General features: G+C 61.8%; 11 protein-coding genes. 7 read left to right on the top strand and 4 right to left on the bottom strand.

Annotation, left to right across the window (positions count from 1 at the left end):
• Nucleotides 1-17: 17 nt before the first annotated feature.
• From BM116_RS13320 to alkB, 6 genes are all read left to right on the top strand, one after another.
• A complete protein-coding gene (locus tag BM116_RS13320) occupies nt 18-1,214 on the top strand; it encodes an acyl-CoA dehydrogenase family protein (protein WP_083727064.1) in 1,197 nt (398 codons plus the stop codon).
• Between the two features lie 233 nt (nt 1,215-1,447).
• The gene (locus BM116_RS13315) at nt 1,448-2,212 is read left to right on the top strand and encodes an SDR family NAD(P)-dependent oxidoreductase (protein ID WP_083727062.1); all 765 of its coding nucleotides are present in this window, start codon (nt 1,448-1,450) and stop codon (nt 2,210-2,212) included.
• Between the two features lie 103 nt (nt 2,213-2,315).
• Complete coding sequence (locus BM116_RS13310; protein ID WP_083727060.1) at nt 2,316-3,362, top strand: phosphotransferase; 1,047 nt, start codon at nt 2,316-2,318, stop codon at nt 3,360-3,362.
• A gap of 61 nt (nt 3,363-3,423) precedes the next feature.
• Nucleotides 3,424-4,260, top strand: coding sequence for a 5'/3'-nucleotidase SurE (surE, locus tag BM116_RS13305; protein ID WP_083727058.1), 837 nt, complete (start codon nt 3,424-3,426; stop codon nt 4,258-4,260).
• A gap of 190 nt (nt 4,261-4,450) precedes the next feature.
• Entirely contained in the window at nt 4,451-5,239 is a 789-nt protein-coding gene (locus BM116_RS13300; protein ID WP_083727056.1) for an SDR family NAD(P)-dependent oxidoreductase, read from the top strand.
• Nucleotides 5,240-5,377: 138 nt separating this feature from the next.
• Nucleotides 5,378-6,031 carry a DNA oxidative demethylase AlkB gene (alkB, locus tag BM116_RS13295; protein ID WP_211276276.1) on the top strand — a complete coding sequence of 218 codons (654 nt, stop codon included), beginning with the start codon at nt 5,378-5,380 and terminating at the stop codon, nt 6,029-6,031.
• Nucleotides 6,032-6,123: 92 nt separating this feature from the next.
• Here the strand turns inward: alkB and BM116_RS13290 are convergent, their stop codons facing one another.
• The 4 genes from BM116_RS13290 to BM116_RS13275 all read right to left on the bottom strand — a co-directional run bounded on the left by BM116_RS13290 (nt 6,124) and on the right by BM116_RS13275 (nt 11,309).
• On the bottom strand, nt 6,124-6,720 hold the full coding sequence (locus tag BM116_RS13290; protein WP_083727054.1) for an IMPACT family protein: 597 nt from the start codon (nt 6,718-6,720) through the stop codon (nt 6,124-6,126).
• A gap of 101 nt (nt 6,721-6,821) precedes the next feature.
• A complete protein-coding gene (locus BM116_RS13285) occupies nt 6,822-8,621 on the bottom strand; it encodes an acyl-CoA dehydrogenase (protein WP_083727052.1) in 1,800 nt (599 codons plus the stop codon).
• A gap of 119 nt (nt 8,622-8,740) precedes the next feature.
• On the bottom strand, nt 8,741-9,925 hold the full coding sequence (locus tag BM116_RS13280) for an acetyl-CoA C-acyltransferase (protein WP_083727050.1): 1,185 nt from the start codon (nt 9,923-9,925) through the stop codon (nt 8,741-8,743).
• Between the two features lie 49 nt (nt 9,926-9,974).
• Nucleotides 9,975-11,309 (bottom strand): spinster family MFS transporter, encoded by a 1,335-nt coding sequence (locus BM116_RS13275; protein WP_083727048.1) that lies wholly within the window; start codon nt 11,307-11,309, stop codon nt 9,975-9,977.
• Nucleotides 11,310-11,481: 172 nt separating this feature from the next.
• Here BM116_RS13275 and BM116_RS13270 point away from each other — a divergent pair, with 172 nt between their 5' ends.
• Nucleotides 11,482-12,606, top strand: a complete 1,125-nt coding sequence (locus tag BM116_RS13270; protein ID WP_083727046.1) for an FAD-dependent oxidoreductase — start codon at nt 11,482-11,484, stop codon at nt 12,604-12,606.
• Nucleotides 12,607-12,612: the final 6 nt, after the last annotated feature.

Raw genomic sequence — 12,612 nt, 5'->3', positions numbered from 1 at the left:
CAATCGAAGGATTAGCCATGTTTGACCTCAGCCCGCGCATAGAAGACCTTAAAAACAAGCTCGAAGGCTTTATGGATGAGCACATTTACCCCAATGAAGCCCTGTTCTACGAACAGGTAAAACAGAACAAATGGGGCCATCCGGCAATCCTGGAAGAACTGAAAGCAGAAGCCCGCAACCAGGGCCTGTGGAACCTGTTCCTGCCCGAGTCCGAGCGCGGCGCCGGCCTGACCAACGAAGAGTACGCCCACCTGTGTGAAATCATGGGCCGCGTCTCCTTTGCCGGTGAAGTTTTCAACTGCAACGCGCCGGACACCGGCAACATGGAAACCATCGAGCGCTACGGTAACGACGAGCAGAAAGAGCAGTGGCTCAAGCCCCTGCTGGCCGGTGAAATCCGCTCCTGCTTCTCCATGACCGAGCCTGACGTTGCCTCCTCCGACGCCACCAACATCCAGTGCGAGATCCGCCGCGAAGGTGACGAGTACGTCATCAACGGCACCAAGTGGTGGTCCTCCGGAGCCATGAACGAGCATTGCAAGATCGCCATCGTCATGGGCAAGACCGACCCCGATGCACCCAAGCACCTGCAACAAAGCATGATCTTGGTCCCGCTGGACACCCCCGGCGTGAAGATCGTGCGCGACCTGCACGTATTCGGCTATGACCATGCACCGCACGGCCACGCCGAAATCGAATACAACAATGTGCGCGTCCCGGTTTCCAACATCCTGCTGGGTGAAGGTCGCGGCTTCGAAATCGCCCAAGGTCGCCTTGGCCCGGGCCGCATTCACCACTGCATGCGCAGCATCGGTATCGCCGAGCGCGCACTGGAAGCCATGTGCCGCCGCGCCGGCGAGCGCGTTGCCTTCGGCAAGCCGATGTACAAGCTGGGCAGCGTGCCGGAAATGATCGCCCGCTCCCGTTGCGAGATCGACCAGGCCCGCCTGCTGACCCTGCACGCCGCGCGTAGCATGGACCTGCACGGCAACAAGGTCGCCCGTCAGCAGATCGCCATGATCAAGGCCGTTGCACCGACCATGGCCTGCAACGTGATCGACCGCGCCATTCAGATCTTCGGCGCCAAGGGCGTTTGCCAGGACACCTTCCTCGCCTCCGCCTACGCCAAAGCCCGCACCCTGCGCCTGGCCGACGGCCCGGACGAAGTGCATCTGAATGCCATTGCGAAGATGGAGATGAGCCAATATCTCTGATATTGGCTATCAGCTGGAAGCTGGAAGCTGGAAGCTGGACGAGCAGGCTGAAGGCTTGAGGCTGAAGGCTGGAAGACGGTTTTCGAGGTAGTTGCTGAAATGAGTGTGGGGCCAACGCGTCTCTAGGCCCCACACAAAAAACCAACCACCTACACCGGGCTGCGGCTTCCAGCTTCACGCTTCAAGCTTCCAGCCCCCTCCCCTCAATCAGAACAAATACAAAGGAGCCCCCCATGAGCGGTTTGTTCGACCTAACCGGTAAAGTCGCCATCATCACTGGTTCGACCAAGGGCATCGGTAAGTCGATTGCCGAGGAATATGCCAAGGCCGGGGCCAAGGTGGTGATATCCAGTCGTAAAGCAGATGCCTGCCAGCAGGTAGCCGACGAGCTGCGTGCCCAGGGCTTTGATGCCTTGCCGGTTGCCTGCCACGTAGGCGACAAGGCCCAGCTGCAGAATCTGGTGGATGAGACCCTGGCTGCCTTCGGCCGCATCGACGTGCTGGTCTGCAACGCCGCCACCAACCCGGTCTACGGTCCGACCCACAAGGTCAGCGACGAAGCCTTCGACAAGATCATGGGCACCAACGTCAAGGGCACCTTCTGGCTGTGCAACATGGTCATCCCGCACATGATCGAGCACAGCGGCGGTTCTATCGTTCTGCTGTCGAGCATTGCCGGGCTGCGTGCCAGCGCCAACATCGGTGTCTACGGTATGTCCAAGGCGGCAGAAGCAGCCCTTGCCCGTAATCTGTCGCTGGAGTGGGGCCCGCAGGGCATCCGCGTCAACAGCATCGCACCGGGGCTGATCCGCACCGATTTTGCCCAGGCGCTGCTGGAAGATCCGGACCGGCTGCGCAAGGTAGAAGAGAAGCTGCCGCTGCGCCGCGTAGGCGAGCCGGTGGATATCGCCGGGGTCGCGCTGTTCCTGGCCTCCAGCGCTTCAGCCTACGTCACAGGCCAGACTATCGTCGCCGATGGCGGCGATACCATTGCCTGATAACACCTGATTCATCAGGCTGTTCAATACGCCAGGGATCGCCCTGGCGTGTTATTTTCCCGTACTTGACCCTTCAGAACCATCAACAACAGGATCTTCAAAGATGAGCGGAGCGACCCTGATTGACGTATTGCCTGCCCACCAGTTTGACGAGGCAAAGCTCGCCAACTACCTGCAGGACTACCTTCCGGGAGCCAACCAGGGCATCAAGGTAAAGCAGTTCCAGGGTGGCCAGTCCAACCCGACCTTCCTGCTGGACATCGCCGGCAAACGCTATGTACTGCGCAAAAAGCCACCGGGAAAACTGCTGCCCTCCGCGCACATGGTCGAGCGCGAATACCAGGTGATCAACGCCCTGGGCCAGACCGACGTGCCCGTCCCCACTGCCCGCCTGCTGTGTGAAGACCCGGAGATCATCGGCACCGCGTTCTACGTCATGGATTACGTTGAAGGCCGCGTCTACTCCCAGCCGCTGCTGGCCGAGGTCGCGCAGGAAGAGCGCATGCCGATCTATCAGTCCATGATTGAAACCATGGCCAAGATGCACAACGCCGACTGGAGGGCCATTGGCCTGGAAGGCTACGGCAAGCCCGACAACTACATTGCCCGTCAGGTGAAACGCTGGGGCGGCCAGTTTGAAGCCAGCCGCACCCACGACATGCCGTCGATGGACGCGCTGATGAAATGGCTGCCAGAGAATATCCCGGCGGACCAGAGCACCACTATCGCCCACGGCGACTTCCGCATCGGCAATCTGATGCTGCACCCGACCGAGTCCAAAGTAGTATCCATCCTCGACTGGGAGCTGGCCACCCTGGGCCATCCGCTGTCGGACCTGGCTTACTGCTGCCTGCCCTACCACATGCCGGTCAACGTTGACGGCGCAAAGGGTATGGTCGGGGCCGATCTGAAGTCACTCGGCCTGCCGGAAGAGCAGCAACTGCTGGACTGGTACTGCCAGTACACCGGCCGCACCGACGTCCCCAACTGGAACTTCTACATCGCCTTCTCGCTGTTCCGCCTGGCGGCCATTGTGCAGGGTGTTTACCACCGCGCATTGCAGGGCAACGCCAGCAACGCCGACGCACTGGAAGTCGGCAAGCGCGCCAGCCTGCTGGCCGATCGCGGCTGGGAAATAGCCCAGAAGTAAGACCACACGGGGCAGCCGCAAGCTGCCCCGTTGCGTATCTAAAGACAAAAAAGGATTGCCCATGAGCAAACCCGTCAAGCGCGTGCTGCTGACCAACGACGACGGCTGGCGCGGCCCGGGCCTGCAAGTGCTCGAAGAGATCGCCAACGCCATCGCCGAAGAGGTATGGATCGTCTCCCCCGATCTGGACCAGAGCGGCGTCTCCATGTCCATTTCCGTCCACCACCCGCTGCGCGTTCACCAGTTTGAAGAGCGCCGTTTCAGCGTCAGCGGCACCCCCAGCGACTGCGTCCTGCTGGGCGTAGCCGAGCTGCTGCCGGTCAAGCCCGATCTGGTGCTGTCTGGCGTCAACAACGGCGCCAACATCAGCGACTCGGTTGCCTACTCCGGTACCATCGGCGGCGCGCTGACCGGCACTCTGCTGGGCATTCCGGCCATCGCCCTGAGCCAGGCCTACATCCCCGGCAACGACGTCTACTGGGAAACCTCCCGTCACTACGGCGCCAAGCTGGTTCGCCAACTGCTGGACGCCGGCTGGCCGGAAGACTGCGCCATGAACATCAACTTCCCGGCACGCCCACCGGAAGAGGTGCGCGGTGTGGCCATCTGCCGCCCGCAACGCGGCAGCATCGGTGGCGTTAACATCGAACGCCGCGAAGACACCCGTGGTGTGCCCTACTACTGGCTCGGCTTCCAGCGCCAGACCGACCGCATCACCGGCCGCCAGACCGACGTCGGCGCCCTGCGCGACGGCCTGATCGCCCTGTCCCCGGTACGCTTTGAACGCGACATCGCCAGCAGCTGGCAAGTCGACACCAGCGACATGGCCGACCAGTTGGGTATTGATCAGAACGGCGACAACACCGCTGTAGCGGATGATCCGAGTATTAGTCATTAACCCCAAGGGAGCTGAAAGCTGGAAGCTGGAAGCTGGAAGGCGATGGCACGCAGCGGCGGCAAATGCAGGTGCATGACCAAAGCATCGCATCGGCCCCGCGCAGATAACCAGCCACTTTCACTGACATCTAGCTTCCAGCTTCAAGCTTCAAGCTTCTGACTTCCAGCTGCCCTTCAAAGAGGATTTTGATATGCAACGCTTCGACAACAGAATTGCCCTGATCACCGGTGCCGGCAGCGGCATCGGTCGTGCTACCGCCAAACGCCTGGCCAACGAAGGTGCGCGTCTGATGCTGGTGGACCGCAACGCCGAAGGTCTGGAACAGACCATCAGTGAGCTGCCGGCTGGCACTGACGTATTGCACCGCGAGCTGGACGTGGGTGACGAAGCTGCGGTGGAGAAATGCGTCGCCGATACCGTGGCCCATTACGGCCGTCTGGACGTGCTCTGCAACAATGCTGGTATCGCCGGTGGTGACTACAGCATCGCCACCGATCAGAGCCTGGAAACCTGGCAGCAGATCATCAACGTCAACCTGTTCGGCGTCATGCTGTTCACCAAGTACGCCTCACGTCAGATGCGCGAACAAAACAGCGGCGCCATCGTTAACACCGCCTCGGTGGCGGGCATCCGCTCCGGTGCCGGTGGCAACGCCTACAGTGCCTCCAAAGCCGGCGTGATCAACTTCACCATGACCGCGGCCTGCGACCTCGGCCAGTTCAATATTCGCGTCAACGCCGTGTGCCCCGGCCTGATTGAAACCGGCATGACAGCCCCCGTATTCCAATACGCCCGCGAGAATAACAAGGAAGAGAAACTCGGCACCCGCTGCGAGCTGCGCCGCTATGGCCGCCCGGAGGAGATTGCCGGTGCCATCGCCTTCCTCGCCAGCGACGACGCCAGCTACGTCACAGGGCAAGCACTGGCTGTCGATGGCGGCAACACCGCCTCGCTCAATCTGCCCGGCATGAAGTTCTAAGCCTGCCTGCACCCCCGTCTCCCGGCGGGGGCTGCTTGAGCCAACCCTTCCCTTGCGCCATCATGGCCGGACGCTTTCAACCACCGGCTAGCCCCATGCTGTTCCCATCACCCACACCGCCATCTGTGAGCTACAGCCATGCAAGGCCTGCTTGACCTCGGCGCGCCTGAGGCGCCACAACGTCAGCAGATCGGCCCGGATGCCTGGCTGCTTAAAGGCTTTGCCCTGAAGGATGCAGACGCGCTGCTGGCTGCCATTGAGCACGTTGCTGCGCAGGCGCCCTTTCGTCACCAGATCACCCCCGGCGGTTATCAGATGTCCGCCGCCATGAGCAGCTGCGGCGCCTATGGCTGGGTCACCGATCGCCACGGCTATCGCTACAGCGCCCTCGACCCGCAAAGCAATCAGCCCTGGCCCACCATGCCCGCGCTGTTTGGCGAGCTGGCCGAACGCGCTGCGCGCAGCGCAGGCTTTGCCCACTTTGCCCCGGAAGCCTGCCTGATCAACCGCTACACCACCGGCGCGCGCATGGGCCTGCACCAGGACAAGGACGAACAGGACTTGAACGCCCCCATCGTCTCCATCTCCCTGGGCGCGCCCATTACCTTCTTGTTCGGCGGCGCCCACCGCATCGACCCGACCAGCCGCTGGCTGCTGGAGCACGGCGACGTGGTGGTTTGGGGTGGCGAGAGTCGATTGTACTTTCACGGTGTAAGCCCGCTAGGCAAAAAAGCCAGCCACCCGCAAACAGGTGCCGTGCGATATAACCTGACGTTCAGGAAGGTGCGCTGACAGACGGGCTGTGTGGTTCGTGTGTGCAGGTACGGGCCTTTCCTGACATGCACTCAGGCACCCTCTGCACTGCCCTTATCCGCAGTGAGGTATCACTCTCCCGCCCCCTCAGCCTCCCAGCCAAGCTCACCACGAGTAATGGACATCAGTTGCTCACGCAGGGTTTCGGTGGCGCTGGCGGGCAGACGCACCTGCATACGCACGGCCTGGCCATGATTGACCTCAAGCAGCTCACCACCCAGCTCGGCAATCAGATTGCGCGTGACGCCTTCATGGGCGTAGGCCAGCTCGCACCGGAGCGTTTGAGTGGGAATGTATTCAACCTTTTCCGCCTGCAAAAGCGCTTGGGCAACAGCGTCGGTGTAGGCCCGTACCAGGCCGCCAGCACCCAGTTTGACGCCACCGAAATAGCGCACCACGGTAGCAAGCACGCCGTCGAGCTGCTGATGGCGCAACACATCCAGCATCGGCCGCCCTGCGGTGCCCGAGGGCTCGCCATCGTCAACCGCCGCGCTATGCCCGCCCGCCAGCAGCGCCCAGCACACATGGGCACAGCCCGGATGCTCTGCGCGTAACTGATTCACGCGTGCCTGCGCGGCGGCGCGGTCGGCAACGGGTTCAACGCAGGCAAGGAAACGGCTTTTGCGGATTTCCAGCGCACTGGTGACGGGATGGGCAAGGGTGTACATGAGGCAAGGATACCTCGACATCAACGGGACAGTCAGCGCCCGCACTTCAGGCAGCCACGAAAAAACGGGCCAAGGCCCGGTTTTTCGTCACACCTGCGGGATCAGAAGCAATCCAGCGGCATGTCCAACGTAGTGCGATCGGCACTGCGCAGCACCTCTGCCAGCGCCAGCGGCTTGGGCAGTTCGTAGCGCAGGAAGTAGTCGCAGGCGTTGAGCTTGCCTTGATAGAAGCTCGCCGGGCGCTCGCCGCCGTTCTGCAGACCGCGCAGAGCAGCTTGCGCCTGACGCAGCCAGAGCCAGCCGACAACCAGATGGCCGAAACACTCCATGTACAGGTAGGCGTTGGCCAGCGCCCGATCGGGTTCGCTCTTCTTCATCGCCTGCAGAGCTTCGGTCACCTCTTCGACAGTGCTCAGCGCAGCGCTCAGCAGTTCGGCGTTGGCCTTCAGCTCGGCGACGTTGGCGCACTCGTCCAGGGTGGCGCGGATGCGGGTCAGCAGACTCTGGTAAAAACGACCACCGGCCATGGTGACCTTACGGCCCAGCAGGTCCTGACCCTGAATGCCGTGGGTGCCTTCATGGATCGGGTTCAGGCGGTTGTCGCGGTAGAACTGCTCAACCGGGTACTCACGGGTGTAGCCGTAGCCACCGTGTACCTGAATCGCCAGGCTGTTGGCTTCCAGACAGAACTGCGACGGCCAGGATTTGACGATGGGCGTCAGCAGGTCGAGCAGGCCAGCGGCCTCTTCGCGCACGGCAGCGTCCGGCGAGTGCTTCTTCTCGTCGACCAGCGTCGAGGAGAACAGGCACAGCGACAGGCCGCCTTCGACGAAGGCTTTCTGCGCCAGCAGCAGACGACGGATGTCGGCGTGCTGAACCAGCGGAATCATCGGGGTGTTCGGGTCACGCTCGGCCAGACCACGGCCCTGGGTACGCTCACGCGCGTATTCCAGTGCGTGCAGGTAACCGGTGTAACCCAGCATGACCGAACCCAGACCTACGCCAATGCGCGCCTCGTTCATCATGTGGAACATGCCGGCCAGGCCGTTGTGCGGCTCGCCGACCAGATAGCCGACCGCCCCGCCCTTCTCACCGAAGTTGAGCATGGTGGAGGTGGTGCCACGGTAACCCATCTTGTGGATCAGACCGGCCAATTGAACGTCGTTGCGCTCGCCGAGGCTGCCGTCTTCGTTGACCAGGAACTTGGGCACGATGAACAGCGAGATGCCCTTGGCGCCGGGCGGTGCGTCAGGCAGTTTGGCCAGCACCAGGTGAACGATGTTTTCGCTCAGCTCGTGGTCACCCGCGGAGATAAAGATCTTGTTGCCGCTGATGCGGTAGGTGCCGTCATCCTGCGGAATCGCGCGGGATTTGATGTCACCCAGCGAGGAGCCGGCGTGCGGCTCGGTCAGGCACATGGTGCCGAAGAAGCGGCCGGCCATCATCGGCTCAGCGTAGCGCTGCTTCTGCTCGTCGGTGCCGTGGGCCATGATCAGGTTGCAGGCGGCGATAGTCAGACCGGCGTAAGCCTGGGTGCTGACGTTGGCGCCTTTGATCAGGCCGATACAGGTCTGGGATACGGCAGCCGGCAGCTGCATGCCGCCGCGCTCGTAGTCCTGCGAGGCGGCCATCAGGCCGGTATCACGCAGCACGGCCAGCGCCTCGGAGACTTCCGGGCGAATCACGACTTTGCCGTTTTCAAAACGCGGCTCGTCTTCATCACAGAGGCGGTTGTGCGGTGCGAAGGTTTCGCTCGCGACCTTCAGCGCCAGCTCAATGGCGGCGTCAAAGGTGTCGCGGCTGTGGTCTTCGTAACGCGGAAACTGGGTAAAACGCTCGATATCCAGCATTTCATAGAGCAGAAACGCGAGATCGTCGGTATTGATGATTTTTTGGGACACGGAAAATTCCTCTGGAATTTTTAGCTACAAGCTTCAAGCAACAAGCCGAACCCCAAAAGCGAAACCCGAGCATGGCCCGGGTTTGCTTGCAGCTTACGGCTTGCAGCTTGCGACTGGGATCAGACGATCTCGAACAGACCGGCTGCGCCTTGGCCACCGCCGATGCACATGGTGACAACCACGTACTTCACGCCGCGACGCTTGCCTTCGATCAGTGCGTGGCCAGTCAGGCGCGAACCGGTTACGCCGTAGGGGTGACCGATAGCGATGGAGCCACCGTTGACGTTCAGGTTCTCAGCCGGGATGCCCAGCTTGTCGCGGCAGTAGACAACCTGAGAAGCAAAGGCTTCGTTCAGCTCCCACAGGCCGATGTCGTCCATCTTCAGGCCGTTACGCTCCAGCAGACGTGGAATGGCGAAGACCGGGCCAATGCCCATTTCGTCAGGCTCGCAACCGGCAACCGCGAAACCACGGAAGATACCCATCGGCTCAACGTTCAGCTGCTCGGCAACCTTGCTGTTCATAACAGTACAGACAGACGCGCCGTCAGACAGCTGGCTGGCGTTACCGGCGGTGATGAAGTTGTCCGGGCCACGCACCGGCTGCAGGGAGGACAGACCTTCCAGGGTGGTGCCCGGACGGTTGCACTCGTCGCGATCCAGCACAACTTCCTGATCGGTGATTTCGCCGGTTTCCTTGTTCTGAACCTTCATGATGGTCTTGAACGGCACGATTTCGTCGGCGAACTTGCCGCTCTGCTGACCGGCAGCAACGCGCTGCTGGCTCAGCAGGGAGTACTCGTCCTGCGCTTCACGGCTGACGTTGTAGCGCTGGGCTACGATGTCGGCGGTTTCGATCATGGACAGGTACAGCTCCGGCTTGTTCTTCATGATCCACTCGTTGGTACCGTGGAACATGTTGATCTTGTCGTTCTGGCACAGGCTGATGGACTCAACGCCACCGGCAACGATAGCCGGGATCTTTTCGCTGACAACGCGCTGGGCAGCGATAGCGATGGATTGCAGACCCGAGCTGCAGAAACGGTTCAGGGACATGCCGGCGGTGGTAACCGGCAGACCACCACGGATGGCAGCCAGACGCGCCATGTTTTTGCCCTGAGCACCTTCGTGGAAGGTCGCGCCGAGGATCACGTCTTCAACCAGTGCCGGGTCGATACCAGCGCGTTTAACGGCTTCTTCGATAACGAAGCCGGCCATGTCAACGCTGTGCGTGTTGTTCAGTGCGCCACGGTAGGATTTGCCCAGGCCGGTACGGGCCGTGGATACGATAACTGCGTCTGTCATGTGTTTTGCTCCTGTTGTAATTCAAGTCATCAGCCGGCTGAGGTTGCCCTCAGCCCGGCTGGCCCTGTTGTTCACCCCAGCGTGTCAGCGTGTCCCGTGCCTCTCGGTAGGGTTTGAGGCCCATGGCGAGGAGGATGATAGAGCCCACGGTTATCACGCTGGCAACGATGAATATGGAATAACGCACCGCCATGTCGTCCTGGAACACATAGTCGGTAAACAGGGCAACGGCGGTCGGGCCGATACCCAGGCCAATCAGGGTGATGGTGAACAGGTAGATCGCCGATGCCTGCCCGCGCATGGCGTTGGGCATGATCTCCTGAATGGCCGCCGGAGCAACGCCAAAGGGCATTGCCACGGTAAAGACGTTAAAGAACATGATGGTCCACAGCAGCGGCATGTTGTCGACCAGATAAACCACGTTGCACAGCAGGGTCAGGATAGCCGACAGCAGACCGACCCGCATGTTGGCATCCAGACAGCCACGCTGCGCCAGAAAATCCGCCAGACGCCCACCGAATACGATCCCCAGCGAGCCGGCCACCATGACCAGCGAGCCGTAATAAATACCTACCTCACCCGCTGTCAGACCGTGGTTGCGGATGAAGAAGGTCGGAATCCACGCCGACGCCCCATACGACGCAAACGACAGGCAGGCAAAGCCGAAGTTGTGGCAAAGCACGGCCTTGCGAATGCCCAGCAGGTAGTTGGCAACATCCTTGAGCGGTACCGCAACACCTGCACCAATACCTTTGCGCGTCGGCTCCTTGATCGCCAGCAGTACCAAGCAGAACATCAGACCAGCTGCACCCAGCACCAGGAAGATCAGCTGCCAGGGGCGCACCTCACCAAACACCGGCAACACCATCGCGCCACGCGCGTTGGCCCAGGTCACCACGATACCGCCCAGCAGAAACGCAGCACCGGCACCAAGGTAAATACCCATCGCGTACACACTGATGGCCGTGGCACGGCGGTTGGGCGCAAAGCTGTCGGCGATCAATGAATAGGCCGCCGGCGACAGCGCCGCCTCACCTGCCCCCACACCAATGCGGCCGATAATAAAGTGCCAATATTGCTGCGCCAGACCACAAAACGCGGTCATCAGGCTCCATACCGCAACGCCCCCGGCGATCAACCCACGGCGGCTCTTGGAGTCGGCAATCCGGCCCAGCGGAATCCCGGCCACGGTGTAAAAAATCGCAAAGGACAAGCCCATCAGCAGGCTCATCTCGGTGTCACTGATCTGTAGGTCGCGGCGAATTGGCTCAACCAACAGGTTCAAAATCTGTCTATCTACAAAAGACAGAACATAGGCAACCAGCAGAATACCGACAGTCAACCAGGCCCGTTTGGGCGACGGATAGCTATTATTCTCGTGCACGCTATGCTCCATTTTTTGTAATTGGAATTTTTAGCAACTTGAGACTATCAGGTTCGCACAGCGAAAGTCGATTTCGAAATAAACTGATCAGCCACTTCAATGCGTACCTATCACCGGGGGCTATGAATCACGCAAAAGGTTTCCATAACCCGCCAGCCAGTGGGCTCGCGAGATGACTGCGCCGCTGATCATGATTGGCGCCGGACACGCGCACCTGGTCGCCATTCGTGACTGGATCAGGCAGGGCTACCAGCCTCCGTCCGGCAGTGTGCTGATCACGCCGGAGCCAGAGGCCTGGTACTCTGGCATGATGCCGGGGCTGCTGGCCGGCCGCTGGCAGAGCGAGCAGTGCCGAGTAGCGCTGGGCCCGCTTTGCCACGCCGCAGGCATCTCACTGCAGCTCGACAGCCTGATCTCGCTGGATGCAGACCAGCGCCGCGTGCAACTGGCCAGCGGCAAGGCGCTGAACGGCGAGCTGATCTCTCTGGATTGCGGTGCCGGCAACCCCGCCCCGCCGCATAACGACGGCAGTCTGGAGCTAGTCGGCGCCAAGCCCTTTGGCGCGTTGTACCGGCGCTGGCAGCACTGGCGCGAGCACGGCGCGCCTGCTCGCCTGGCAATACTGGGCGGCGGCGCGGCGGCTGTGGAGCTCGCTCTGGCGCTGCAACGCGCCCTGCCCGGCTGTCAGTTGACCCTGATCTGCGCCAGCGCGCTGCTGGCTGCCCAGCCACCACGCGCCGCACGCCTGGCCAGATCCCTGTTGGCGGACCGAGGCATTACCTTGCAAGAGGGGCATCTGGTCAGCTGCATCGACAGCGGCGCACTGCTGACCGAGGCCGGGCGCGCGATTGAGGCCGACGCACTCATTCTGGCCACTGGCGCCGCACCAGCGCCGTGGCAGCAGAACAGCGGACTGGCCACCGACAGCAGCGGATTTATCCAAATCGGCAATACCCTGCAGAGCCAGTCGCACCCGAGAATACTGGCCAGCGGCGACTGCGCGACGCTACCGGGCTGCCCGCACTCAGGCGTTTACGCGGTCCGTCAGGGTGCCGTGTTGGGCCCCAACCTGCGCACATTGCTGGCCGGCGATTCTGCTCTGCAGCGCTATCAGCCCCAGCCACGGGCCCTCGCGCTGCTGGCGACCGGCGACGCCCAGGCACTGGCCTGCTACGGCCCGCTGGCGCTGCGCAGCCGGCTAGCCTTGGCCCTCAAGGACCGGCTGGACACCGGCTTCATGCGGAGCCTGCAGCAAGCTGGTGGCCTTCCAGCCCAAGACCAAAGACCGATTGTCTAGTATTGA

The sequence above is a fragment of the Halopseudomonas pachastrellae genome, assembly GCF_900114765.1.
Taxonomy (GTDB): domain Bacteria; phylum Pseudomonadota; class Gammaproteobacteria; order Pseudomonadales; family Pseudomonadaceae; genus Halopseudomonas; species Halopseudomonas pachastrellae.
This window is presented reverse-complemented; position numbering and strand designations above follow the sequence as displayed.

Bases quoted from the DNA above. Each gene is read 5' to 3' on its own strand.
- BM116_RS13320 (WP_083727064.1), top strand. From the start codon at position 18: ATGTTTGACCTCAGCCCGCGCATAGAAGACCTTAAAAACAAGCTCGAA.
- BM116_RS13315 (WP_083727062.1), top strand. From the start codon at position 1,448: ATGAGCGGTTTGTTCGACCTAACCGGTAAAGTCGCCATCATCACTGGT.
- BM116_RS13310 (WP_083727060.1), top strand. From the start codon at position 2,316: ATGAGCGGAGCGACCCTGATTGACGTATTGCCTGCCCACCAGTTTGAC.
- surE (WP_083727058.1), top strand. From the start codon at position 3,424: ATGAGCAAACCCGTCAAGCGCGTGCTGCTGACCAACGACGACGGCTGG.
- BM116_RS13300 (WP_083727056.1), top strand. From the start codon at position 4,451: ATGCAACGCTTCGACAACAGAATTGCCCTGATCACCGGTGCCGGCAGC.
- alkB (WP_211276276.1), top strand. From the start codon at position 5,378: ATGCAAGGCCTGCTTGACCTCGGCGCGCCTGAGGCGCCACAACGTCAG.
- BM116_RS13290 (WP_083727054.1), bottom strand. From the start codon at position 6,720: ATGTACACCCTTGCCCATCCCGTCACCAGTGCGCTGGAAATCCGCAAA.
- BM116_RS13280 (WP_083727050.1), bottom strand. From the start codon at position 9,925: ATGACAGACGCAGTTATCGTATCCACGGCCCGTACCGGCCTGGGCAAA.
- BM116_RS13270 (WP_083727046.1), top strand. From the start codon at position 11,482: ATGACTGCGCCGCTGATCATGATTGGCGCCGGACACGCGCACCTGGTC.